Below are 22,504 nucleotides of genomic sequence, written 5' to 3'. Positions count from 1 at the left end.
GGGTGGGGGATATCAGGTGATCGGGGTCGGTCAGCGGGTTCCTTGTGCCGCGAACTTCGCCACCGCGTCCACGTTCGCCTTCGTCACGAACGCCGGACCGGTGAGGACGGGGGACACCCCGCCGCCGCTGACGTTGCCGTTGGTCCGGTACAGCCACAGCGAGTCGACCGCGAGATACCCCTGGAGATAGGGCTGTTGGTCCACGGCGAACTGCACGGCACCGCTCTTGACCGCCTTCACCAGGTCCTTGTCGATGTCGAAGGTGGCGACGCGCGCCTTGCTGCCCGCGTCCTTCACCGACGCCACCGCGGTGAGCGCGAACTGCGCGCCGTTCGTGACGACTTCGTCGACCGTGGGGTCCTGCCGCAGCTGGGAGGTGATCACGGCGGCCACGGCCTTGGTGTCGGTGCCGTCCACGTAGAGGTTCTCGGTCTCGCCGCCGAAGGTCTTCTTCACCCCGGCGCAGCGTGCCTCCAGGGCGACGTTGCCGCGCTCGTGGATCACACAGAGCGCGTGCTTGACCTTGAGACCGTCCAGTTTGTCGCCGACGGCCCGGCCGGCGACGCTCTCGTCCTGGCCGAAGAACTCCAGCAGCCCGCCGGACTGCCAGGAGTCGATACCGGAGTTGAGGCCGACCACGGGGATGCCGGCCGCTTCGGCGGCGGCGATGGGTCCGCGCATCGCCTGCGGTTTGGCGAGGGTCACCGCGATGCCGTCGACCTTGTCGCGGACCGCGTCCCGTACGAGTTCGGCCTGTCCGGCCGCGTCGGGGTCGCCGGCGTACGACAGCTGGATGCCGTCCTTGGCAGCGGCCGTCTCGGCGCCCTTCCGCACCAGGTCCCAGAAGGTGTCGCCCTCGGGGGCGTGGGTGATCAGAGCGATCCTGAGCCCGCTTCCGCCCGCCTTGCCGGCGGAGGCGGTGCCGGAGTCCGACGTGTCACCGGATGCGGAGCAGCCGGCCACGAGCAGACAGACGGCGACGGCCAGGGCGGCAACGCGTCTTGGGGAGACGGGAGGTGGGGGAGGAATGATCATGATGGTGCGGCACCTCGCTGTGCGGCCGAGCTGGAGGAACAGCGAGAGGGAGCACCCGGAGGACGTTCGATGCAGCGTACGCCGTCCGGGTGACTCTCGCTGGCCGGAGCCAATCGCGTGGGGCCGTCGATAGTCAAGTGAGCAGCGACTTTATGTGAGTTGTCGGTGCCGCTTCGTGATGTTCAGGTGCGGACCAGGTGTACATGGTCCGGCTACGGCTTGCGCCCCACCGCCCCGTACATCGCGATGTCCTCGTCGCGGATCGCCTCCGTGTCCGTGCCGTCCGGGTGCCACTTGTGGACCTGGACGATCCCGGGGGCGACGAGGTCGAGGCCCGTGAAGAACTCGGCGGCCTCGGGGTGGGTGCGCAGCCGCATGGGCATGTCGCGGGCCGCGTACTCACGGGCGACGCGACCGACCTCCTCGGGGGCGAACTCGGCGGTGCCGATGGACATCGCCAGGTAGCTGCCGGAGGGCAGCGGTTCGAGGAGCCGGCGCACGATGCCCACGGCGTCGTGCTCGTCCAGCATGAAGTGCACGATCGCGATGACCGTGAGCGCGACCGGCTCGCCGGGATCGAGGGTCTCGCGGAACTGCGGGGAGCCGAGAATGGCCGCCGGGTCGCGCATGTCCGCCTCGACGTACGACGTCCTGCCCTCGGGTGTGCTGTTCAGCAGCCCCTCGGAGAGCGCGAGGACCAGGGGGTCGTTGTCGACGTAGACGACCCGTGCGTCCGGGGCCGCCGACTGGGCGATCTCATGGATGTTGGGCGAGGTGGGGATGCCGGAGCCGATGTCCAGGAACTGCCGTATCCCCGCCTCCGCGGCGAGCCAGCGCACGGCGCGGTTCATCCAGTCGCGGTTGGCCCGCATGTGCACGGGCAGCGCGGGCCATTCGCGGCACATGGCGTCGCCCGCCTCCCGGTCGGCGGGGTAGTGGTCCTCGCCGCCGAGGATGTAGTCGTAGATCCGAGCGCCGTGCGCGGTGCTGGTGTCGATGCTGTCGGTGGGCCGTCCGTTGGTGGGCAAGGTGCCTCTCCCGTCGCGTGGGGACTACGAGTTCGGGTTTCAACTTCCCATCAAACGCAGGGGAGTTGTGCCGACCTCGAAGAATCCGACGTCATCCGTACGTCAGGTTCGAGCAGGGATCGTCATCCGCGGACCGCGCGCCGTCGGCGACCTCGGTGGGCACGGCCGGCGGTGTCGCGGCGGGGCCGGCGGCGTACGACCGGCCGAGGACGACGCTGATCCCGGGCCCCGTGACGGACTCCAGCTCGGCACCGGGGAGGGCCGCGGCGACGGTGCGGGCCCGGGACAGCTCGCCGGGCCCGTACTCGACCGATGTGCCGGTGTGGTCCTGGGTGGCCGCCGTCGACGTACCGGTGACGGTGAACCCGTCCGACGTGAGCGTCGCGGCGGCCCGTGCGGCCAGGCCGGTCACCGTGGTGCCGTTGTAGACGGAGACGTCGATCCCGGCCCCGGAGACGGGCGTGGCGGAGGCGGGCGTGGCGGAGGCGGTCGGGGTGGCCTTCGGCTTCCCGGTTCTCCCGGTCGCGTTCTTGCCGTCGATCGTCCGGTCCGCCTTCAGCGTGGCGAACAGCTCGCTCGCGTCCGGCTGCACGATCGCGACGCGCGACCCGTCGTACCGCCAGGGCAGGGTCACGAACTTGGTGTTGTGCAGATCGATGTCCTTCAGTGCCATGGCGAAGGAGATGAGCTTGTCGGCCGAGCCCAGACCGGAGTCGACGGTCAGTGACTTCGTGGCCGCGTCGGCGAGCGGCAGCAGCCTGGTCGGGGTGAGACCTCTGCTCTTCACCTCTTTGAGCAGGCTGGCCACGAACGCCTGCTGGCGCTTGATGCGGCCGATGTCGGAGCCGTCCCCGATGCCGTGCCGGATCCGGACGTAGTCCAGCGCCTTCTGCCCGGAGACGGTCTGCTCGCCCTTCGCGAAGAGCAGCCTGCCCGGGGTCGTGCGGTGGGGGTCGAGGTCGTTCTGGTGGACGTCCTGGGGGAGGCACACCTTCACCCCGCCGACCACCTCGGTCAGCCGGGCGAAGCCCTTGAAGTCGACGACGACGGTGTGGTCCACGCGCAGCCCGGTGAGGTGCTCGACGGTGTTCTGGGTGCAGGCCGGGTTGCCCTTGGCGGTGTCGCCGACGGAGTAGGCGGCGTTGAACATCGTGTCGGTCAGGGTCTTCGTCCAGCTGCCGTCGGGGAGCCTGCACGGCGGGACGGTCACCAGGGTGTCGCGGGGGATGGAGACCGCGAGGGCGTGCCGGTGGTCGGCGTAGATGTGCAGCAGGAACGTGGTGTCGGAGCGCCCTATGTCGTCCTTGTCACCGCCGCCGAGCTTGTCGTTGCCGTCGGTGCGGGCGTCGGAGCCGATCAGCAGGACGTTCTCGCCCTTCGAGGCGGCCGCGTCGGGGCGGTGGCCGGAGAGACCGCCCGAGTCGAAGGTGCTGATGTTGCCGTCCAGCCGGAGATAGAGCCAGCCGGCGCCGGCGGTCGCGAGCACCATGACGGAGAGGCAGACCAGCAGCGCGACGCGTATCCGGCGGCCCCGGCGACGTCCGGCCCGTCGGCGGCCGCTCTGCCGGTGCCGCGGCGGTGCGGGCCTTCGTGTGCTGGTGATCGTCATGCGCGCCCTCTTGCGTATTGCGGGGGTTTGTCATGTTCGCCCTGGGTTGTACAGTTGCGCACCGCAGCAACCGTCATCCGACGGGCGGCCGGGGCAAGTGTGCTCGACCGACGTAAGAGCGAGTTGAGAAGAACTCCGCACCCATCTGAAGAATCCGAAGAACCTGAAGAAAGGGGTCGCCGTCGTGCTCCGTAACGGACTGGAACCCTGGCACCTGCTGATCGTCGTGATAGCCGTCATCGTGCTGTTCGGCTCGAAGAGGCTGCCCGACACCGCGCGAGCGCTCGGCAGGTCCATGCGCATCCTCAAGAGCGAGGCGAAGGCACTGAAGGACGACGACACCACAGCCGCGGAGCCGCCGGCCACCCCGCGGGCGGCGGGCCCCACGACCTGACTCGGGACGTCGCCGACCGGCCGCCGAGGACGAGCGACCTCACCGTCACGGATTCCCCGGGCGGGGTCGAAGCCTACGGCGACGTACCCGAAGGGGATCGCCTCGGCCGCGCGAACCAGCTCATCCGCAGGTGCGGCGCACCTCCATCGCGCGCCCCCGGCCCCGCCGGTGCCGCCTCGGCCCCGTCGCCCCCACACAGCCGAACTCCCCCTGAAACACCGGCTGTTCACCCCGTACGCGTCAGGTGGTCGGGGTGGACAGCCGGTGTTTCAGAGGGAGTCGGTGGTGGAGCGGGTTCAGGCGGGCTGTTGCTTGGTGGTGCCCTGGAGTGCCGCCAGCCGTGCGGCCTTGCGCCGCTTGCGGCGGCTCACGCGGGGCTCCTGGTCCGGCAGCCAGCCGAAGGCCATGCAGCTGCCGGTCACGCCGAGCAGCAGGCCGATGAAGAAGCCGCCCATGTTGGAGGTGAGCCAGGTGCCCAGGGTGAGCAGCACCCCGGTGATCGAGTAGAAGAGGCGCTGGGCGGGGTTGAACAGGATCAGCAGACCCAGCACCACCATCAGCGCCGGCAGAAGATAGCCGGCCAGTCCCTGCATGCCGATGTGCAGGACGACCTTCAGCGACACCTTCATGGTGAGCAGGATCTCGGCCCCGCCCAGGGTGAGCAGCAGCCCGCCCCAGTACGGACGGTCGGCCCGCCAGTCACGGAGGGCCGACCGCACTCCCCTGCCTGTCGGCATCGGAGAGTCAGACATCAGCAACCCGAGCCGCTGAAGCTGAGCTTGAGACCCGGAAGCTTGAACACCGCGGCCGTGGTCGCGTAGTTGGTCTGCCGCAGGTTGGCGATGTGCACGGTGTCGGACTGCTGGCTGAAGACACCGATGGGGCCCTTGACGCCGGCCTTGGTGAGCGTGCTGGCGTCGTTGCCGATCTCGATGTTGGTGAAGTCCGCGTCACCCGACAGCTCGGTCGAGTCGGTGGTCAGGTCGGTCGCCTGCACCTTCTGCGATCCGCTGCCCGCCTTGATGAGCAGGTTGATGCCGCCGAGGTCGACGCTCTGGCACAGGCTGTCGAGGGTCGCGTTCTTGATCGCGGAGGTCACGACCAGCACCTGCCCCCCGGTGTCGCCCTCGTTGGGGCTGCCCGGCGCCATGTTGTCGAGTCCGCCGAACTGCTCGAACCCGGTGCCGTTCAGCTCCTTGGCGGTGACCGTGAACGGCATCCCGGAGATCGCGAACTGCACGCCCAGCGCGCCCTCCGCGGTGAGAACCGCGAGTGTCGCGGCGACCAGCGTGGCCGGCACCGCCATCACGGCGGCCCGGCGAGCCCGGACCCGTCCACGTCTGACGGGGTCGGGCGAGGAACCGCTTTCCGGGTTCTCGGGGGTGTTGTCGGCGGACGACGAGACGTCCGAGGACGAGGCCATGTCTGCTCCCAGGTGCATAGAAAGTGCGGTCTGGCATCTCACTGGCACGTTGTCCTGGCGCGGACAGCGCATGCGGCGCGCGACCCCTCGCAACTCCCGGCGGACGCAAGGGCTTTCTTCGCTACTCCGCAGTAGCCGCAGAGGAAGTTACCCGGGGTTACTTTCGAGGGTCAAGGGAGTTGTGGAAAAAGGGTGTCGGATGTGCCCCACCTGTGCGTCAAGGAATTCCAGTGTCTCGAAAAAACCATTGAACGATCGTCAACTCCTTTGTTTCTCCTTGACGTTGACTGACCATCAGGTCTACAACTCTCACTGGTTCACCCGGATCCGTGGCGCCGGATCCGTCACGCGGCACTGCCCGCGTCTCCCGGACGTCCTGTCCGTACCGGGCACCTCCTGTGCCCGCCTCCTCCCAGGCACCCACACGGTCGCTTCCCCCCTCGGTCCGTGCCGAGTGCCATTCCGCCCGGTCCGGCCGGAGGCCACCCCACGGCTCTCCGGCCGGTCACCGGCCGGCTGCCGTTGCCGGTCCGTCACGTACGGAGAAGGCGTGACGGGCCGGTGACGGCGGACGCCGCGTCGCGTCCCCCCACCCCTTTCGAACCCCGCACCTCGGAAAAGAGGCACCCCCGCATGCGTACGAGAACCCTCCTCACCCTCACCGCCGCCCTCGCCGCCTTCACCCTCCCGGCGATCTCCCCGGCGTCGGCCGCGGACAACGTCCTGACCACCGGCTCCCTGGCCGGTGACGCCGTCGCCGACGGCACCGCGGTCAGCGCAAGCCTGGCGAGCGGCACCACGGCCACGCTCTACTCCAGCGCGACCGGCACCACGGGCATCACCTGCACCACCTCGCAGTTCAACGCGACGGTCGACAGCAACCCGGCCGCTCCCGGCACGGCCTCCGAGACGCTCACCGCGCACACCTTCAGCGACTGCACCTCGAACAACATCGGTGTGCTCGGCGTCACCAGCGTCACGGTCAACAACCTGAACTACACCACCACCGTGGCCTCCGACGGCACCGTCACCGTCTCCCCGGGCACCGCGGGGGCCATCCAGACCACCGTCGTGCTCAGGACCCTGCTGGGCAGCGTCACCTGTGTCTACCAGGCGACGAACACCAGCCTCACCGGCGCGGCCTCCAACACCGACAACAGCATCCAGTTCACCAACCAGCAGTTCACCAGGAGCTCCGGCTCCTCGCTCTGCCCGAGCAGCGGCTACTGGACCGCGAAGTACGCCCCGGTCGCCACCTCCGACGGCGCGGCGGTCTACGTCAACTGACCCTCGCGTGAACGGCGTTCAGCGTCGACGCAGACGCAGCGCCAGGGCGGCGCCCCCGGTGAGCACCAGCACCGCGGCGGCGCCGCCCGCCACGAGCGGGGCCGAAGGGCCGGAGTCCGCGGTGGGCGTGGAGGCCACGGGGGTGGTGTCGGGGGCCGCCTTCGACGGCGTCGCGGAAGGTGTCGCCGTCCGGGGCTCGGCGCTCGGCGAGGCGCTCTCACGGGCCTTCGCGCCCGCGGTCACGGACGGGGAGGGCGAAGGAGTGCTCGGCTCCTGCGTCTTCTCTTCCGCGTTGTCTTTCGCGGCCGCCGGGAACACCACGTCGGAACACGAGTAGTAGGTGTCCGGCGTACTGCTGTTCTGCCAGATCGTGTACAGCACATGGCGACCGGTCCGGTCGGAGGGCAGCTTCGCCCGCAGCCGGTACGCGCCGCCCGTCAGCGCCGGGTCCTTGACCTCGGCGAAGGGCTGCGACGGCAGGTCGGACCAGGTGAGCGGCTTCGACGGGTCGTAGCCGGGCTTGGTCAGGAACATCTTGAACGTGCCGGTGTGCGGGATCGTCGAGGCGTACGTCATCGTCATCGACGCGCCCGGTGTGAGGCGGGTCGACGGCCAGTCGGTACGGGTGAGGTCGAGGCCCTTGTAGGCCGGCAGGCCGCCGCTGCACAGCTCGCCGTCGGGAACGGTCTGCCGGTCGCGGCCGTTCACGTTCGCGATCCGCAGGTTGTCCCAGGCCGCGAAGGAACTGCCGTTCGCGGCGATGGCGGCACGGCAGGCCGCCGTACCGGCCCGGTCGCCGCCGTCGGGGGAGCAGGCGTAGGCACGGCTCACCGGATCCGTCGGCGCGCCGTGTGCCTGCGCCGGGCCCGCCGACCAGACGGTGAGCAGCAGCGGGGCGGCGGCGGCCGCCAGAACGGTGCGGTATGCGGTCATCCGGGGCATCCGGGACGTCTCCTCGGCCGGCGCGGGAACGGTTTGCTCCCGTGCAGTACGGAAACCGGGCCCGGCGCGTTCAGCGCGGTACAGCAAGGGCGAAAGGGTCCATTCCCCCTCAACTCCCTGACGGCGAGGGTGGGTTTCCCGCCGGATCGAGGGTTTCCCCTGTATTCACATGACCTTTCCTTTGCCTATCGTTCCACCACAGCCGACCCACAGGTAACCCCTTCAGCAATCGGCTCACGCGCTTGGCCGGCCACCGCGCCGCTTTTCGATCTACCCCCCCGCCGCTTCACCGACGAAGCGATCAGACCGCCGCTCCGCCCTGCCCGGAGACGGCTACGAAAGGCAAGCCCTTGCGTACCTCCCCCTCCCTGCGACGGAAGCTGCTCTCCGTCGCCGCGGTCTCCGCCGCGCTGTTCTCGGCGGCCGGTACCACCGTCGCCGTGGCCCAGGAATCGGCCGCCCCGCAGGCCGCCGCGGTCCCCACCGCGCAGACCGAGGCCGCCCCCGGCATCACGGCCGAGCGCCTCATCGTCGGCTACAAGTCCGGTGCCACCGAGGCCAAGTCGAACAAGGCCGCCGAGGCCGACGCCGCCGCCAAGGGCAAGGAGGCCGGCGAGGACGTCGACTTCCAGCGCCGTCTCGGCACCGGCGCCGCCCTGGTCGACCTGGGCACGGACCTGACCCGCACCGATGTCGCCGACGTGGTCGCCGAGTACAAGGCCGACCCGCAGGTCGCCTACGTCGTACCGGACCGCCTGAACACACCGCAGGCCGACCCGAACGACACCGAGTACGCCAAGCAGTGGGACCTGTTCGAGTCCACGGCCGGCATGAACGTCCCCGGCGCCTGGTCCACCACCACCGGCACCGGCGTCACCGTCGCCGTCATCGACACCGGCTACGTCGCCCACACCGACCTCGCCGCGAACATCGTCGCCGGCTACGACTTCATCGCCGACACCGCGGTCTCCGTCGACGGCAACGGCCGCGACAGCAACCCCGCCGACCCGGGTGACCACTACGCGGCCAACGAGTGCGGCTCCGGCATCCCGGCCTCCAACTCCTCCTGGCACGGCACCCACGTGGCCGGCACCATCGCCGCGGTCACCAACAACAGCAAGGGCATCGCGGGCATCGCCTACGGCGCGAAGATCTCCCCGGTCCGCGTCCTCGGCAAGTGCGGCGGCTACGACTCCGACATCATCGACGCCATCACCTGGTCGTCCGGCGGCACCGTCTCCGGTGTGCCCGCCAACACCAACGTCGCCAAGGTCATCAATATGAGCCTCGGTGGCGACGGTGCCTGCACCACCGCGACCCAGACGGCGATCAACAACGCGGTCAGCCGCGGCACCGTCATCGCCGTCGCCGCGGGCAACGACAACGAGAACGTCTCGGCCCACTCGCCGGGCAACTGCAACAACGTCATATCCGTCGCCGCGACCAGCCGCACCGGCGCCAAGGCGTCGTACTCCAACTACGGTTCCCTGGTCGACATCTCGGCACCCGGCGGCCAGACCAGCACCGGCACCGCCAACGGCATCCTGTCGACGCTGAACTCCGGCGCCACGACGGCGTCCACCGAGAACTACGCCTACTACCAGGGCACCAGCATGGCCACCCCGCACATCGCGGGCCTCGCCGCGCTGTTGAAGTCGGCCAACTCCTCGCTGACCCCGGCCCAGATCGAGACCGCCATCAAGAACAACGCCCGTGCCCTGCCGGGTGCCTGCTCGGGCGGCTGCGGCGCGGGTCTCGCGGACGCGGCGAAGACGGTCGCGGCCGTGAGCGGCGGTACGAGCACGGGGACGACGTTCTCCAACACCACCGCCGTGTCCGTCCCGGACAACGGCTCGGCGATCGAGTCCTCCATCGCGGTCACCGGCCGCACCGGCAACGCCCCCTCGGCCCTCCAGGTCGCGGTGGACATCACCCACACCTACCGCGGTGACCTGGTGGTCAGCCTCGTCGCCCCGGACGGCACGGTGTACACCCTGAAGTCCGCCAGCTCCTCGGACTCCGCGGACAACGTCAACACCACCTACACGGTGGACGCTTCGAGCGAGACGGCCAACGGCACCTGGAAGCTGCGCGTCCAGGACACGGCCGCGCAGGACACGGGCACGCTCAACAGCTGGAAGCTGACCTTCTGAGCACACGCCTCGAGCAGGCGGGCCGGCCGGTGCGGATGGGGCACCGGCCGGCCCGCCTTTTTGTACTGCCTGCCCCGTTTCTCCCGCCGGTGTCTGCGATACGCGCACAAGTGAGCTACAAGTTGTGGGGGGCCTGGAAACTGCACGGAGTTCGGGTGTCAGGTGATGACAGCCGGACGGTGAGATATCGTGTACAGGGAGTAAGAAACAAACGGCATGGCCTGTTCTTTTCAGGGCATGCTCTCTCGCCCCCAGGAGAGACTCGCCTATGGCCAGGCAGTTACGAGCCGAACAGACCCGCGCGGCGATCATCGCCGCCGCCGCGGAACTGTTCGACCGGCGCGGATACGAGTCGACGAGTCTGAGCGACATCGTCGATCATGCCCAAGTGACGAAGGGCGCACTCTACTTCCACTTCGCGGCGAAGCAGGATCTCGCTCACGCGATCATGGAGATCCAGTACAGAAACCTGGACCGGCTCACCGAGGAGATGGACAGCCGCGGCTGCACCGCGCTCGAGGCCCTGATCCGCTCCACGTTCGGCATGGCGCGGCTGTCCCTGGAGGGGCCGCTGCCGAGCGCCGGTCTCCGCCTCGCCACCGGCGGCCTGGAACTGCCCCCCGAACTTCCGCACCCCTTCACCCAGTGCCTGGGCATCGCCACCCGCAGACTCCACGACGCGGTCAAGGAGTCCGACCTCCATCCGGACATCGATGTCGACGCCGCCGCGCACTCCCTCGTCGCGTCCCTGGTCGGCACCCGGGTCGTGGGCCACTCCCTCGAACCCGTCACCCGCCACCCCCGCCGGCTGGCCGGGCTGTGGCACATCCTCATCCGCGGCATGGTGCCGGTGCCCCGCCGCGCCCGCTATCTGAGCCTCGTCACCCACCTGGAGCGGGAGCTCAGAGCCACGTGATCCGCGCGGTACGGTGGCGCCCATGCCCGACACCCCGCCCGTGATCCTCGCCGCCGAACCCGGCTCGTTCCCGTACAGCGTGCTCGCCGAGCGGCATCCCGCGATCATCCGGCAGGTGCGAGAGGCCTTCCCCTACGGCCCTGAGCAGCACCGCGCCCTCGACGCGCTGCTGGAGAACTGCACCAAGGGCACCGTCGAGCCGCTCCCGGCCACCGCGCCGGACCGCGCCGCATGGGCGGCCTGGGGAGCGGACGAGTACACCGGCCGCTCCTGGTTCGATGTGCCGTGGCTCTGGTCGGAGAGCTGGTTCTACCGCCAACTCCTCGAAGCCGTGGGCTACTTCGACGCGGGTCCATGGCAGGGTATCGACCCCTTCCGCCCCTTCAAGCTCGCCGAGCTCGACTCCCCGGAGACCGACGAGGAACTGGCCGCGCTCGACGCCCTCGACGGCCGGCCCGCCGGCGAACAGGACGCGGCGCTGCTGCACGGCTCGCTGTGGGGCAACCGCGCCGACCTCGGCTTCCGGCTGTCCGACGCCGACGCCGAGGGCCGGGCCGCCGTCCCGGGCCTGGTCGCCGACGACAGCGCCGCCCTCTGGTCGCTTGTCGACGGCGCGGACACCCTCTGTCTCGTCGCCGACAACGCGGGCCGCGAACTCGTCCCGGACCTGCTCCTGATCGCCCACCTCCTCGCCCAGGGGCGCGTCCGGCGGGCGATCCTGCACGTCAAGCCGTATCCGTACTACGTCTCCGACGCCACGACCGCCGATGTGGTCGACGCCGTGCGCCGGCTGACCAGGGCGCCGGGCGCGGCGGCCGGATACGGGCGCGACCTGTGGTCGGCGATGGCCGACGGCAGCCTCACCGTGCGCGCCCACCCCTTCTCCTGCGCCCCGCTGCCGTACGAGGCGATGCCGGACGACCTCCGCGCCGAGTTCGCCGGAGCCGCGCTGACCGTCGTCAAGGGCGATCTCAACTACCGCCGCCTGGTGGGGGACCGGCGGTGGCCGCCCACGACACCCTTCGCCGATGTCACGGCCTGCTTCCCGGGCCCGGTGGCCGCTCTGCGCACCCTGAAGTCCGACGTGATCACCGGCCTCGCCCCCGCGACGGAGGCCGCGCTGGTGGCGGCGCAGGGACAGCGGTGGCGGACCGGGGGCACACACGCGCTGATCCAGGTACGCCCCTAGCGCCTGTCGTCAAAACTCCTCAACCGACCTGTACCGGCAGGCTCTTGAGTCCGTTGATGAAGTTGGACACCAGCCGCCTGGCCGGTCCCGCCGTCCGCAGGACCGGCAGGACCCGCAGCGCCTCCGCGTAGAGCATCCGCAACTGGAGCCGGGCGAAGTGCGCCCCCAGGCAGACGTGCGGTCCGTCCCCGAAGGACAGGTGCGGATTCGGCGTACGCGACAGATCCAGCCGGTCCGGGGCCTCGAAGACCCGCTCGTCCCGGTTGGCGGAGGCGTGGAAGACCACCACCTTCTCGCCCGCGCGGATCCGCCGCCCCGCCAGCTCGGTGTCGTGCGTGGCGGTGCGGCGGAAGGAGAGCACGGGGGGATGCCAGCGCAGCAACTCCTCCACGGCGGTGGTGAGTTCGTGGCTTCCCGTGCGCAGTCGTTCGTACGGCTCCGGGTGCTCGGCCAGGGTGAGCAGTCCGCCGGGTGCCGCGCTGCGGACGGTGTCGTTGCCGGCGACGGTGAGCAGGAAGAAGAACATCTCCAGCTCGGCGTCGGCGAGTTCGGCGTCGTGCGCGAGCGTGGTCATGACGTCGTCGGCGGGGTAACGCCGTTTGTACGCGGAGAGTTGGCGGGCGTAGGCGAACATGTCCTTGAGCATCGCGGGCGAGCGGGGATTCACCGGCTTGCCCGCCCCGTCCAGCACCGGGGCGCCGGCCTCGTCGGGGTCCTGGTAGCCGATGACCCGCTGCGTCCAGTGCAGCAGCATCCCGCGGTCCGTCTCCGGGACACCGAGCAGGTCGGCCAGGTTGAGCAGGGCGTAGTCGTCGGTCACCGCGGCGACGAGGTCGACGGTGCCGTCCCCGGCGCGGGCCTGCCGCAGGGCGTCGTCGAACAGCGTCCGGGCCCGCTCACCGGCGACCTGTGCGAACCGGCCGATACGCCCGGGTGTGAACGCCCGGCTGACCCGCCGCCGCAACCTCCCGTGCTGCGGCGGGTCCTGATTGAGCATCATGCGGCGGATGAACGGCAGGTCCTCCGGGTCGGGATCACGGATCTGGGTCGCGCCCAGGGACGACGAGTACGTCGCCGAGTCCTTGAGCACCCGGGCGACATCCGCGTGCCGCGTCACCGCCCAGAACCCGGGTCCGGCCGGCCACCCCAGCACCTCGGGTTCGTCCTGGCGCACCACGGGGTGGCGGTCGCGCAGCACGCGGTAGGCGTCGTAGGGCACACCGTCGGCGTACCGTCGCGGATCGAACACGTCGAGCCCGGCCAGGGTAGGGGTCATGAGGACCACGGTGACCCGGGAGGAGGTACGCGGCAAGGCGGCGTACAGCGTATGGCCGCGGGTGGCGATGGCGGGTGGCGGTAGCGATGGCGCATGGTTGGCTTGCTTGTGTGTAGTGATCATGCCAACCAGGGCGCCATCATGCGCGGATGGCGTCACGTCCATCATGTTCGGGAAGAGGAAAGGCGGCGGCCGCCGCGATCGCCCTCGCGCTCGCGCTCACGGCCTGCGGCGACGACAACGACTCCGCGTCCTCGGACGGCGACCGGCGGACGGTCACCGTGGCCGCGCTGCCCCTGGTCGACTGCGCCATGCTCTACATCGCGCGGGACCGGGGCCTGTTCGAGAAGGAGGGCCTGGACGTCCGCGTCCAGCAGATCCAGCAGAGCCTCCAGGCGCTTCCGGCCCTGGCCAAGGGGCAGATCGACATGGTCGCGAGCGCGAACTACGTCACCTACTTCCAGGCCCACGAGAAGGGCACCCTCGACATCCGGATCGTCGCCGAGTCGATCAGGGCCGCGCCGAAGATGATGGACGTGCTGGTGCCGAAGGACTCCGACATCAAGTCCGTCGCCGACCTCACGGGCCGCAGACTCGCCGTCAACGTCCTCAACAACGTCCAGTCGCTGACCTTCAACGAGATCCTGGCGGAACAGGGCGCCCCCGGTAAGCCCGACTACCGGCAGATCCCCTTCGCACAGATGGGCGCCGCCCTGGACAAGGGGCAGGTCGACGCCGTGCACGCCGTCGAGCCCTACGACAGCGCCATCCAGGACGAGTTGGGAGCCCGGGTCCTCGTGGACGGGGCGTCCGCGCCCGTCGAGTCCATCCCGCTCAGCGGATACATCACCACCCGGAAGTACGCCTCGGAGAACGCCGACGCGCTGGCCGCGTTCCAGCGGGCCCTCAAGGCGGCCGTGAAGATCGCCGAGGCGGACCCCGAGACCGTGCGCGAGGTACTGCCGACCTACACGAAGGTGACCGGGCGACAGGCGGAGTCGATCGACCTGCCGGTCTTCCCGGCGACCATGGACGCGGCGCAGATCGCCCGGCTCACCGAACTCATGAAGAAACAGGGGATGTTGAGCAAGCCGATCGATCCGGCGACGCTGCTGGTGAAGTGAGACGGACGGGATGGCCGCGGGAGCGGCGGCTGCGGGAGTGGCGGCTGGGCGCTCTCGGCGTCCTGCTCGCCTTCGGTGTGTGCGAGGCGGTGAGCCGGGCCGGGATCGTCCGCCGCAGCTACCTCCCGCCCGCCTCCGAAGTCCTCGTCCGGGCAGTGGAGTTGGCGGGCGACAGCGCGTTCCTGGAGGGAATCGGCGCCACTCTGCGGGCCTGGGCGCTCGGCCTCGGACTGGCCTGCGCCATCGCCGTCCCGCTCGGCCTGCTCCTCGGCAGCGTGCCGGTCGTCGACGCCGCCGTACGCGCGATCGTGGAGTTCCTGCGGCCACTGCCGTCCGTCGCGCTGATCCCGCTGGTCTCCCTGCTCCTCGGCTCGGGCACGGAGACCAAGGTCGCCCTCGTCACCTACGCCTGCGTGTGGCCGATCCTCTTCAACACCGTCTACGGCCTCGGCGAGACCGATCCCCTCGCCAAGGAGACCCTGCGCGCCTTCGGCTTCGGCCGTCTGTCGGTCCTCCTGCGCGTCGAACTCCCCGGCACGGCCCCCTTCATCGCCGCGGGCATCCGCATCTCCGCCGCCGTCGCCCTCATCCTCGCCGTGGCCACGGAGATCCTCGCCGGGTTCGGCGAGGGCCTAGGCATCTACATCGCCCAGGCAGGCCTCGCCACGGACGGCACCCGCGACGTTCTCGCCGGCGTGGTCTGGGCGGGGACCCTCGGGCTCGTCATCAACGGGGTGCTGGTGTGGGGGGAGCGGAAGCTGTTCCCGTGGACACCGGCGCACCGGGGGACCGGGGACGAGGTGACGGCGTGAAGCGGTGGGGCACCGGGATCCGGGGTGACGTCATGAAGCCGGACGGGACGGCCGTGCCCCGGTCCCCGAGAGCGGCGCCGCGCCGACGCCCCCCGGTCGGCCTGCGGCACGCCCTCCTGCGCTGGCTCGTCCTCGCCGTCGCCGTGGCCCTCTGGGAGGTGGCCGCCCGGGCGCACGGCAGCGTCTACTTCCCGCCCCCCGGCCGTATCGCACGCCACGCCCACGAGCTGTGGTTCTCCGGCCCCGTCCGCCATGTGTTCCTCACCGAGGCCGCCGTCGCCGACATCCTGCCCAGCCTCGGCCGGATGGGCGCCGGGTTCGGGCTCGCCGCCGTCGCCGGGATAGCGCTCGGCGTCGCGGTCGGCCGCTCGCGGCGCGCCTACGCCCTGTGCAACCCCGTCCTCCAGTTCGCACGCGCCGTACCGCCACCCGCGCTGGTCCCGGTCTTCGTCGTGGTCCTCGACTTCGGTACGCCGATGCAGATCGCGTCGATCGCCTTCAGCGCCGTCTGGCCGGTCCTCATCAACACCGCCGAAGGCGCCCGCAACACCGACCCGCTGCGCCTCGACGTCGCCGCCGTGCTCCGCCTGAACCCCGTCGAACGGCTCTGCTTCCTCATCCTCCCGTCCGCGCTGCCCCGCATCTTCGCGGGTCTGCGACTGAGCCTCTCGCTCTCCCTCATCCTCATGGTCTTCTCGGAACTGCTCCCGGGCACCGCCAACGGCATCGGCTTCACCCTCACCGAGGCCCAGACCCGCTCCGACCTGCTCACCGTATGGGCGGCCCTGGTCCTGCTCGGCGCCCTCGGACATCTGCTCAACACCGGGCTGCTGGCGGTCGAGAAACGCCTCGTCGGCAGCGGGAGGGCGACCGCATGACCCGTACCGAGCCACCCCACGACCCCCGGGCCAGGTGACACACGCACATGCTCCGCCTCGACGCGGTCGGCCAGTACTACGGCGACCACCCCGTCCTCACCGACCTCACGCTCACCGTCCCCGACGGCCAACTCCTGTGCGTGGTCGGCCCGTCCGGCTGCGGCAAGTCCACCCTCCTGCGCACCGTCGCCGGACTGCTGCCCGCCCGCGAGGGCACGGTCACCGTCGACGGCACCCCCGTCACCGGCGTACCCGACCGGCTCGCGGTCGTCTTCCAGGACTACGGCCGCTCCCTCTACCCCTGGCTCACCGTCCGCGACAACGTCGCCCTCCCGCTGCGCCGCCGCGGCCTTCGCCGGGACCGGCGCCGCGCCGAGGCCGGACGCATCCTGGAACGTGTCGGCCTCGACGGCGCCGCCGGACGCCACCCCTGGCAGCTCTCCGGAGGCATGCAGCAGCGCGTCGCCATCGCCCGCGCCCTGGTCTGCCGCCCCTCACTGCTGCTCATGGACGAACCCTTCGGCTCCCTGGACGCCCAGACCCGCGAGGACCTGGAGGACCTCCTCCTGGAGGTCCACCGCACCGACGGCACGACCATCGTGTTCGTCACCCACGACATCGACGAGAGCGTCTACGTCGGCGACCGCGTCGTCGTCCTGTCCCCGGGCCCCGGCTCCCACGTCGTCCTCGACCTGCCGGTCGACCTGCCGGGCGAGCGGGAGCAGATCGGGACCCGCGGACTCCCGGAGTTCGTGGCCCTCAGGGCGCGGGTGGGGCGGGCGGTGCGGGGCACCTGAGCGCTCCGCCGGCTGAGCGGTGAGGTGCCGTCGTTAGCGGACTTCGCCCGACCCGCTCGGCGGGGCGACGGATTCCCGCGCGCGGTCGTCGCAGTCGGATGTGTCGTACGCCGGATTCCCGATGTCTGCGCGCGGAGAAGAACGCCACAAGACCCGTCGAGAACTCCCGGGTTCGGCCCCGATTCACGCGATGGTGTGATCATGTGCCGTGCCGTGGATGCCCCCGGAAGGGCCTGGGTAGGGCCCCGCCCATGACGCAGCCCTTCGAACTCCCGCACTTCTACATGCCGTATCCCGCGCGGCTGAACCCGCACGTCGAGGAGGCACGCGCCCACTCGACCCGGTGGGCACGCGACATGGGCATGCTGGAGGGATCCGGGGTCTGGGAGCAGTCCGACCTCGACGCCCATGACTACGGTCTGCTCTGCGCCTACACCCACCCCGACTGCGATGGCCCCGCCCTGTCGCTGATCACCGACTGGTACGTGTGGGTCTTCTTCTTCGACGACCACTTCCTGGAGATCTTCAAACGCACCCAGGACCGCGCCGGCGGCAAGGCCTACCTCGACCGGCTGCCCCTGTTCATGCCGATGGACCTCGCCACGCCGATGCCCGAGCCGGAGAACCCCGTCGAGGCGGGCCTCGCCGACCTGTGGACGCGGACCGTGCCCGCCATGTCCGCCGACTGGCGCCGCCGCTTCGCCGTCGCCACCGAGCATCTCCTCAACGAGTCCCTGTGGGAACTGTCCAACATCAATGAGGGGCGGATCGCCAACCCCGTCGAGTACATCGAGATGCGCCGCAAGGTGGGAGGCGCCCCCTGGTCGGCGGGGCTCGTCGAGTACGCGACCGCCGAAGTGCCCGTCGCCGTCGCGGAGTCCAGGCCGCTGCGGGTCCTCATGGAGACGTTCGCCGACGCCGTCCATCTGCGCAACGACCTCTTCTCCTACCAGCGGGAGGTCGAGGACGAGGGCGAGAACAGCAACGGTGTGCTGGTCCTGGAGACCTTCTTCGGCTGCACCACCCAGCAGGCCGCCGACACCGTCAACGACATCCTCACCTCCCGGCTCCACCAGTTCGAGCACACCGCCCTCACCGAGGTGCCCGCGCTGGCCCTGGAGAAAGGTCTCGCCCCGGGCGAGGTCGCCGCGGTCGCCGCCTACACCAAGGGACTTCAGGACTGGCAGTCCGGCGGCCACGAGTGGCACCTGCGCTCCAGCCGCTACATGAACGAGGGCGCCACCTCCACCTCACCCTGGCAGGGCCTCACCGGCCCGGGCACCTCCGCCGCCGACATCGGAGCGCTGCTCGCCGCGGCCGGCGCCGAGCGTCTGCGCGCGCACACGCATGTGCCGTACCAGAAGGTCGGTCCGTCCCGACTCCCCGACTTCCACATGCCGTTCGAGGTCGAGCTCTGCCCGCATCTGCCCGCCGCCCGCCCCCGGCTCACCGAGTGGATGCACCGGATGGGCATGCTCCAGGAGGGCGTCTGGGACGAGGACCGGCTGGCCGCGGCCGACCTGCCGCTGTGCTCGGCGGGACTCGACCCGGACGCGACACCCGAGGCCCTCGACCTCAGCGCGCAGTGGCTCGCCTGGGGGACGTACGGCGACGACTACTACCCGCTGGTCTTCGGCCACCGCCGCGACCTCGCCACCGCGAAGCTGATCACCCGGCGGCTGTCGGACTGCATGCCCGTGGCGGGCGAGGCGGTCCCGGAGCCGCTGAACGGCATGGAGCGCGGCCTGATCGACCTGTGGCCGCGCACGACGGCGGAGATGACGCCGGACCAGCGGCGCACCTTCAAGGACTCCGTGAACGTGATGACCGAGAGCTGGCTCTGGGAGCTCTCCAACCAGATCCAGAACCGGATCCCCGACCCGGTCGACTATCTGGAGATGCGCCGCGCCACCTTCGGCTCCGACCTCACCATGAGCCTGTGCCGGATGGGCCACGGCCCCGCCGTCCCGCCGGAGGTCTACCGCAGCGGCCCGGTCCGCTCGCTGGAGAACGCGGCCATCGACTACGGCATGCTCGTCAACGACGTCTTCTCCTACCAGAAGGAGATCGAGTACGAGGGCGAGGTCCACAACGCGATCCTCGTGGTGCAGAACTTCTTCGGCGTCGACTACCCCACAGCGCTCCACGTCGTCCATGACCTGATGACCCAGCGCATGCAGCAGTTCCAACACGTCGCCGAGCATGAACTGCCCGTCGTCTACGACGACTTCGACCTCTCGGACGAGGCGCGCGAGATCATGGGCGACTACGTCGCCGACCTGCGGAACTGGATGGCGGGCATCCTGCACTGGCACCGCACCGTCGACCGCTACAAGGCCGGGTACCTGTCCCGCCGGTCCCACGGCTTCCTCCCGGACCGGCCGCCGGCCCTGCCGCTCGCGGGCTGACCCGGCGCTCCGGGCTCCGTCACGGTGTCCCGGAGCCCTCCGGGGTCTCCCGGAGCGCCGCGTGGAGACGCCGGGCGTGCTCCGCCGGGAGGGGCTCGCCGATGCGGTCCAAGTGGTCCGCGAGGAGCGTCAGTTCGGCCGTGTCCAGCCGGGAGGGGTCGTCCGCCCGTCGCAGCAGCCCCTGGTCCTGGTAGATCGCGTCGAACCGCTGTATGAGCGCCGCACGGGCGAGGTTGGTCCGGCCCTGGGCCAGGGCCAGGTCCGTCCAGGTGTACAGCGGCTCCCGGGCGGGGTCGCCCTCGAAGCCGGCGGGCACCCGCACGCACTCCCACAGCGGGGGCGGCGGCGGGCCGGCGAGCTCGTAGGCGCACCCCTCCTCGGCGTTGAGCAGCAGGAAGTCGGGCCAGGTACGCGCCTGCGCAGCGTCCAGCAGCGCTTCGAGCTCCTCTCGGGAGCGCTCCGGGAAGCCCAGAGCGGCCCGCAGTTCGGCCCGCGCGGCCTCGAAGCCGTAGTACTCCTTTTCCTCGTCCGGCTCGTCCTCCCCTCCCAAGCCGATCCGGATCTCGAACGCCTCGTCGAAGCCGGAGCCGACGAGCCCGGCCATGCCGTCGGAGTCGGCGAACAGCACCGAGCCGTCCTCGCACAGGAAGTACGTACCGCCACCGGCGTCCCCGGCCACGACCTCCAGGGCACCGCCGGAGACCAGACGGACCGGCTCCACATGGCCGTACTCCGCGCGGGCGAGGGAGAAGTCGAACGGGAACTCGGCCAGCGCGGCCAGCCGTGGGTTCGCGCGCAGGAGCCGAAGAGCGTGATCAGTCATGTCACCGAACGTAACAGCCGCCACTGACAACGGGAGTTCGCGCGGCCGTGCGCTGTTTTCGGACCTTCTCGTGCGGAACGGGATATTCAGGGAACTTCGGCGATGCGCCACGAGTCTTCCGGGGTGAGGGAAGCATGACGACAGAACACACGGGGGTGTGCGACCTTGACCGACATCATCGAGAGGCTCACGGAGAGCGACAAGGGGGAGCGGAAGGCGGCGCCGGGTGAACTGACGCCGTATGTCGCGCCGTTGCCCGTCCCACCCGTCCTGCGGCCCGCCACGGGCGACCTGCTGCGCGAGACGGAGATCGCCCTGCAACCGACCTGGGTCCGGCTGCACCCGCAACTGCCGCCCACCCTGATGTGGGGGTACGAGGGCCTGGTGCCCGGCCCCACCATCGAGGTGCGGCGCGGCCAGCGGCTCCGCATCGCCTGGACGAACCGCGTTCCCCGGGGCAGCGAGTACCCGGTCACCGCCGTCGAGGTACCGGTCCGCCCGGCGGGCACCCCGCCCGCCACCACCGAGCCCGGCCGCGGCGGCGTCGAGCCCCACGCGGACGTGGCCGCCCTGCCCGCCTGGTCGGTGACCCATCTGCACGGCGCCCAGACGGGCGGCGGCAATGACGGCTGGGCGGACAACGCCGTGGGTTCCGGCGACGCCCAGCTCTCCGAGTACCCGAACGACCACCAGGCGGTCCAGTGGTGGTACCACGACCACGCCATGAACATCACGCGGTGGAACGTGATGGCTGGCCTGTACGGCACCTACCTCGTCCGTGACGAGGAGGAGGACGCCCTCCACCTCCCCTACGGGGAGCGGGAGATCCCGCTGCTGCTCGCCGACCGCAACCTCGACACCGACGAGGACGGCCTCCTCAACGGCCGGCTGCTGCACAAGACGATCGTGGTGAACCCGTCCCACCCGGAGACGGGCAAGCCGGTCACGACACCGTTCCTCGGCCCGTACACCACGGTCAACGGCCGCATCTGGCCGTACGCCGACGTGGACGACGCCTGGTACCGCTTCCGCCTGGTGAACGCGTCGAACGCGCGGATCTACGACCTGGTCCTGGTGGACGAGGACGACAACCCGGTGCCGGGCATCGTGTGCCAGATCGGCAGCGACGGCGGGCTGCTGCCGCGGCCCGTGCCGATCGACTTCGACGGCGCGCTGCCCACCCTGACCGCCGCCCCGGCCGAGCGCTTCGACCTGCTGGTCGACTTCCGCGGCCTCGCGGGCCGCAGGCTCCGGCTGGTCAACAAGGGCCCCAACCAGCCCGTGGGCGTGCCCGACCCGGTGGGCAATGTGCGCTACCCGGCCGTCATGGAGTTCCGGGTCCGTGAGTCCTGCGAGACGGACACCTTCGAGCTGCCCGAGGTGCTCTCGGGCTCCTTCCGCCGGATCACGCACGACGTGGCGCACGGCCACCGGCTGATCGTGCTCACGCCGCCCGGCACCAAGGGCGGCGGCGGACACCCGGAGATCTGGGAGACGACCGAGGTCGAGGACGCGAGCGGCATCCAGGTCCCCGCCGAGGGGATCATCCAGGTCACCGGTCCGGACGGCACCACGAAGACCTACCGGCGCACGGCCCGGACCTTCAACGACGGCCTGGGCTTCACCATCGCCGAGGGCAGCCACGAACAGTGGAGCTTCCTCAACCTCGCGCCGATCCCCCACCCGATGCACATCCACCTGGCCGACTTCCAGGCGCTGGGGCGCGACCCCTACGTGGTGTCGGGCTTCGACCAGGCGGTGGGCGGCACCCGCACACCGATCGCGTACGACCCGACCAGGACGATCCCGCTGGCGCCCAACGAACTCGGACACAAGGACGTCTACCGCGTCCCGGGCGGCCAGATGCTCCGCATCATGGGCAGGTTCGACGGGGCGTACGGCCGCTTCATGTACCACTGCCACTTCCTGGAGCACGAGGACATGGGCATGATGCGGCCCTTCGTCGTCCTGCCGCCCGAGGCCCTGAAGTTCGACCACGGCGGCGGACATCACGGCGGGCACGGGGAGGGCACGGGGAGGGGCACACGGGCTGACGGCCACCGAACACCCATGGCTTCCCGTTCCTGACCGTCGGTCAGTCTCACTCGTTCGTGGCTCGTCCGGCGCCGCGGTCCCGGGTAGAGCACCAGCTGGGAGCGACCCTGTGTGCGCCGGAGGCAAGCCATGGAACAGACCGCGTTGCGTCCGAAGCCGATGCCCGGCCAGGAGCCGGGCGGCGGCAGCAGAACCCGCGCCGCCCGGCACCCGCACGCCGCACCCCGCCGTGCCCGGAAGCTGCGGACCGTGCTGCTCGCGCTGTTCGTCGGCACGGTCCTGGTCCTGTCCGGCGTAGGCCTCGGCACGGTCCGCAGCTTCCGGGCACGGCGGGGTGCGGCGTGCGGGTGCCGGG

At 70.6% G+C, this 22,504-nt stretch carries 19 protein-coding genes and 1 pseudogene; 12 read left to right on the top strand and 8 right to left on the bottom strand.

Translation table 11 applies throughout. From position 1 onward, the window contains the following. Positions 1-30: 30 nt before the first annotated feature. The 3 genes from HLK59_RS35590 to HLK59_RS35580 all read right to left on the bottom strand — a co-directional run bounded on the left by HLK59_RS35590 (position 31) and on the right by HLK59_RS35580 (position 3,672). Complete coding sequence (locus tag HLK59_RS35590; protein ID WP_171145743.1) at positions 31-1,035, bottom strand: substrate-binding domain-containing protein; 1,005 nt, start codon at positions 1,033-1,035, stop codon at positions 31-33. 212 nt (positions 1,036-1,247) lie between these two features. After that, the gene (locus HLK59_RS35585; RefSeq protein WP_171145742.1) at positions 1,248-2,063 is read right to left on the bottom strand and encodes an SAM-dependent methyltransferase; all 816 of its coding nucleotides are present in this window, start codon (positions 2,061-2,063) and stop codon (positions 1,248-1,250) included. A gap of 91 nt (positions 2,064-2,154) precedes the next feature. Further along, entirely contained in the window at positions 2,155-3,672 is a 1,518-nt protein-coding gene (locus HLK59_RS35580; RefSeq protein WP_171145741.1) for an LCP family protein, read from the bottom strand. A gap of 184 nt (positions 3,673-3,856) precedes the next feature. On the opposite strand from HLK59_RS35580, the gene tatA reads away from it, so the two are divergent. Next, positions 3,857-4,066 carry a Sec-independent protein translocase subunit TatA gene (gene tatA, locus HLK59_RS35575; RefSeq protein WP_171145740.1) on the top strand — a complete coding sequence of 70 codons (210 nt, stop codon included), beginning with the start codon at positions 3,857-3,859 and terminating at the stop codon, positions 4,064-4,066. Between the two features lie 296 nt (positions 4,067-4,362). Here tatA and HLK59_RS35570 read toward each other — a convergent pair whose 3' ends face one another. After that, the gene (locus HLK59_RS35570) at positions 4,363-4,803 is read right to left on the bottom strand and encodes a DUF6114 domain-containing protein (protein ID WP_171145739.1); all 441 of its coding nucleotides are present in this window, start codon (positions 4,801-4,803) and stop codon (positions 4,363-4,365) included. A gap of 14 nt (positions 4,804-4,817) precedes the next feature. After that, positions 4,818-5,489: a DUF6230 family protein gene (locus HLK59_RS35565; protein ID WP_171145738.1), complete on the bottom strand. Its 672-nt coding sequence runs from the start codon at positions 5,487-5,489 to the stop codon at positions 4,818-4,820. Positions 5,490-6,122: 633 nt separating this feature from the next. Between HLK59_RS35565 and HLK59_RS35560 the strand changes: the two genes are divergently transcribed. Then, entirely contained in the window at positions 6,123-6,776 is a 654-nt protein-coding gene (locus HLK59_RS35560; protein ID WP_171145737.1) for a Tat pathway signal sequence domain protein, read from the top strand. Positions 6,777-6,794: 18 nt separating this feature from the next. On the opposite strand, the gene HLK59_RS35555 is transcribed toward HLK59_RS35560, so the two are convergent. Continuing rightward, positions 6,795-7,718, bottom strand: coding sequence for a lytic polysaccharide monooxygenase (locus HLK59_RS35555; RefSeq protein ID WP_171145736.1), 924 nt, complete (start codon positions 7,716-7,718; stop codon positions 6,795-6,797). 350 nt (positions 7,719-8,068) lie between these two features. Here HLK59_RS35555 and HLK59_RS35550 point away from each other — a divergent pair, with 350 nt between their 5' ends. The 3 genes from HLK59_RS35550 (at position 8,069) to HLK59_RS35540 (ending at position 11,976) form a co-directional block, all read left to right on the top strand. After that, positions 8,069-9,871: a S8 family serine peptidase gene (locus HLK59_RS35550; RefSeq protein WP_171145735.1), complete on the top strand. Its 1,803-nt coding sequence runs from the start codon at positions 8,069-8,071 to the stop codon at positions 9,869-9,871. A 268-nt stretch (positions 9,872-10,139) separates the two neighbouring features. After that, entirely contained in the window at positions 10,140-10,787 is a 648-nt protein-coding gene (locus HLK59_RS35545; RefSeq protein ID WP_171145734.1) for a ScbR family autoregulator-binding transcription factor, read from the top strand. A 22-nt stretch (positions 10,788-10,809) separates the two neighbouring features. After that, positions 10,810-11,976 carry a damage-control phosphatase ARMT1 family protein gene (locus HLK59_RS35540; RefSeq protein ID WP_171145733.1) on the top strand — a complete coding sequence of 389 codons (1,167 nt, stop codon included), beginning with the start codon at positions 10,810-10,812 and terminating at the stop codon, positions 11,974-11,976. A gap of 19 nt (positions 11,977-11,995) precedes the next feature. Here the strand turns inward: HLK59_RS35540 and HLK59_RS35535 are convergent, their stop codons facing one another. Beyond that, positions 11,996-13,252, bottom strand: coding sequence for a cytochrome P450 (locus HLK59_RS35535; RefSeq protein WP_171145732.1), 1,257 nt, complete (start codon positions 13,250-13,252; stop codon positions 11,996-11,998). Positions 13,253-13,401: 149 nt separating this feature from the next. Here HLK59_RS35535 and HLK59_RS35530 point away from each other — a divergent pair, with 149 nt between their 5' ends. The 5 genes from HLK59_RS35530 to cyc2 all read left to right on the top strand — a co-directional run bounded on the left by HLK59_RS35530 (position 13,402) and on the right by cyc2 (position 19,271). Beyond that, positions 13,402-14,376, top strand: a complete 975-nt coding sequence (locus HLK59_RS35530) for an ABC transporter substrate-binding protein (RefSeq protein WP_171145731.1) — start codon at positions 13,402-13,404, stop codon at positions 14,374-14,376. Further along, positions 14,373-15,188: an ABC transporter permease gene (locus tag HLK59_RS35525; RefSeq protein ID WP_171145730.1), complete on the top strand. Its 816-nt coding sequence runs from the start codon at positions 14,373-14,375 to the stop codon at positions 15,186-15,188. Before HLK59_RS35530 ends, HLK59_RS35525 begins: the two co-directional genes overlap by 4 nt. After that, a complete protein-coding gene (locus HLK59_RS35520; protein ID WP_346779884.1) occupies positions 15,185-16,066 on the top strand; it encodes an ABC transporter permease in 882 nt (293 codons plus the stop codon). Before HLK59_RS35525 ends, HLK59_RS35520 begins: the two co-directional genes overlap by 4 nt. A gap of 47 nt (positions 16,067-16,113) precedes the next feature. Further along, on the top strand, positions 16,114-16,863 hold the full coding sequence (locus tag HLK59_RS35515; protein WP_171145729.1) for an ABC transporter ATP-binding protein: 750 nt from the start codon (positions 16,114-16,116) through the stop codon (positions 16,861-16,863). A gap of 251 nt (positions 16,864-17,114) precedes the next feature. Then, complete coding sequence (cyc2, locus tag HLK59_RS35510; RefSeq protein ID WP_171145728.1) at positions 17,115-19,271, top strand: germacradienol/geosmin synthase Cyc2; 2,157 nt, start codon at positions 17,115-17,117, stop codon at positions 19,269-19,271. Positions 19,272-19,290: 19 nt separating this feature from the next. Here cyc2 and HLK59_RS35505 read toward each other — a convergent pair whose 3' ends face one another. Continuing rightward, positions 19,291-20,094 carry a hypothetical protein gene (locus HLK59_RS35505; protein ID WP_171145727.1) on the bottom strand — a complete coding sequence of 268 codons (804 nt, stop codon included), beginning with the start codon at positions 20,092-20,094 and terminating at the stop codon, positions 19,291-19,293. Between the two features lie 165 nt (positions 20,095-20,259). Here HLK59_RS35505 and phsA point away from each other — a divergent pair, with 165 nt between their 5' ends. Then, positions 20,260-22,182 (top strand): O-aminophenol oxidase PhsA, encoded by a 1,923-nt coding sequence (gene phsA / locus HLK59_RS35500; protein ID WP_171145726.1) that lies wholly within the window; start codon positions 20,260-20,262, stop codon positions 22,180-22,182. A gap of 96 nt (positions 22,183-22,278) precedes the next feature. After that, positions 22,279-22,504 (top strand): annotated as a pseudogene (locus HLK59_RS35495) (hypothetical protein); the annotation flags it as partial.

It is taken from the genome of Streptomyces sp. S3(2020) (assembly GCF_013044505.1).
In the GTDB taxonomy this organism is placed as follows: Bacteria; Actinomycetota; Actinomycetes; order Streptomycetales; family Streptomycetaceae; genus Streptomyces.
This window is presented reverse-complemented; position numbering and strand designations above follow the sequence as displayed.

Coding starts and splice junctions, on each gene's coding strand:
- HLK59_RS35590 (WP_171145743.1), bottom strand. CDS start 1,035: ATGATCATTCCTCCCCCACCTCCCGTCTCCCCAAGACGCGTTGCCGCC.
- HLK59_RS35580 (WP_171145741.1), bottom strand. CDS start 3,672: ATGACGATCACCAGCACACGAAGGCCCGCACCGCCGCGGCACCGGCAG.
- HLK59_RS35570 (WP_171145739.1), bottom strand. CDS start 4,803: ATGCCGACAGGCAGGGGAGTGCGGTCGGCCCTCCGTGACTGGCGGGCC.
- HLK59_RS35565 (WP_171145738.1), bottom strand. CDS start 5,489: ATGGCCTCGTCCTCGGACGTCTCGTCGTCCGCCGACAACACCCCCGAG.
- HLK59_RS35560 (WP_171145737.1), top strand. CDS start 6,123: ATGCGTACGAGAACCCTCCTCACCCTCACCGCCGCCCTCGCCGCCTTC.
- HLK59_RS35555 (WP_171145736.1), bottom strand. CDS start 7,718: ATGCCCCGGATGACCGCATACCGCACCGTTCTGGCGGCCGCCGCCGCC.
- HLK59_RS35545 (WP_171145734.1), top strand. CDS start 10,140: ATGGCCAGGCAGTTACGAGCCGAACAGACCCGCGCGGCGATCATCGCC.
- HLK59_RS35540 (WP_171145733.1), top strand. CDS start 10,810: ATGCCCGACACCCCGCCCGTGATCCTCGCCGCCGAACCCGGCTCGTTC.
- HLK59_RS35535 (WP_171145732.1), bottom strand. CDS start 13,252: ATGACCCCTACCCTGGCCGGGCTCGACGTGTTCGATCCGCGACGGTAC.
- HLK59_RS35530 (WP_171145731.1), top strand. CDS start 13,402: ATGGCGTCACGTCCATCATGTTCGGGAAGAGGAAAGGCGGCGGCCGCC.
- HLK59_RS35515 (WP_171145729.1), top strand. CDS start 16,114: ATGCTCCGCCTCGACGCGGTCGGCCAGTACTACGGCGACCACCCCGTC.
- cyc2 (WP_171145728.1), top strand. CDS start 17,115: ATGACGCAGCCCTTCGAACTCCCGCACTTCTACATGCCGTATCCCGCG.
- HLK59_RS35505 (WP_171145727.1), bottom strand. CDS start 20,094: ATGACTGATCACGCTCTTCGGCTCCTGCGCGCGAACCCACGGCTGGCC.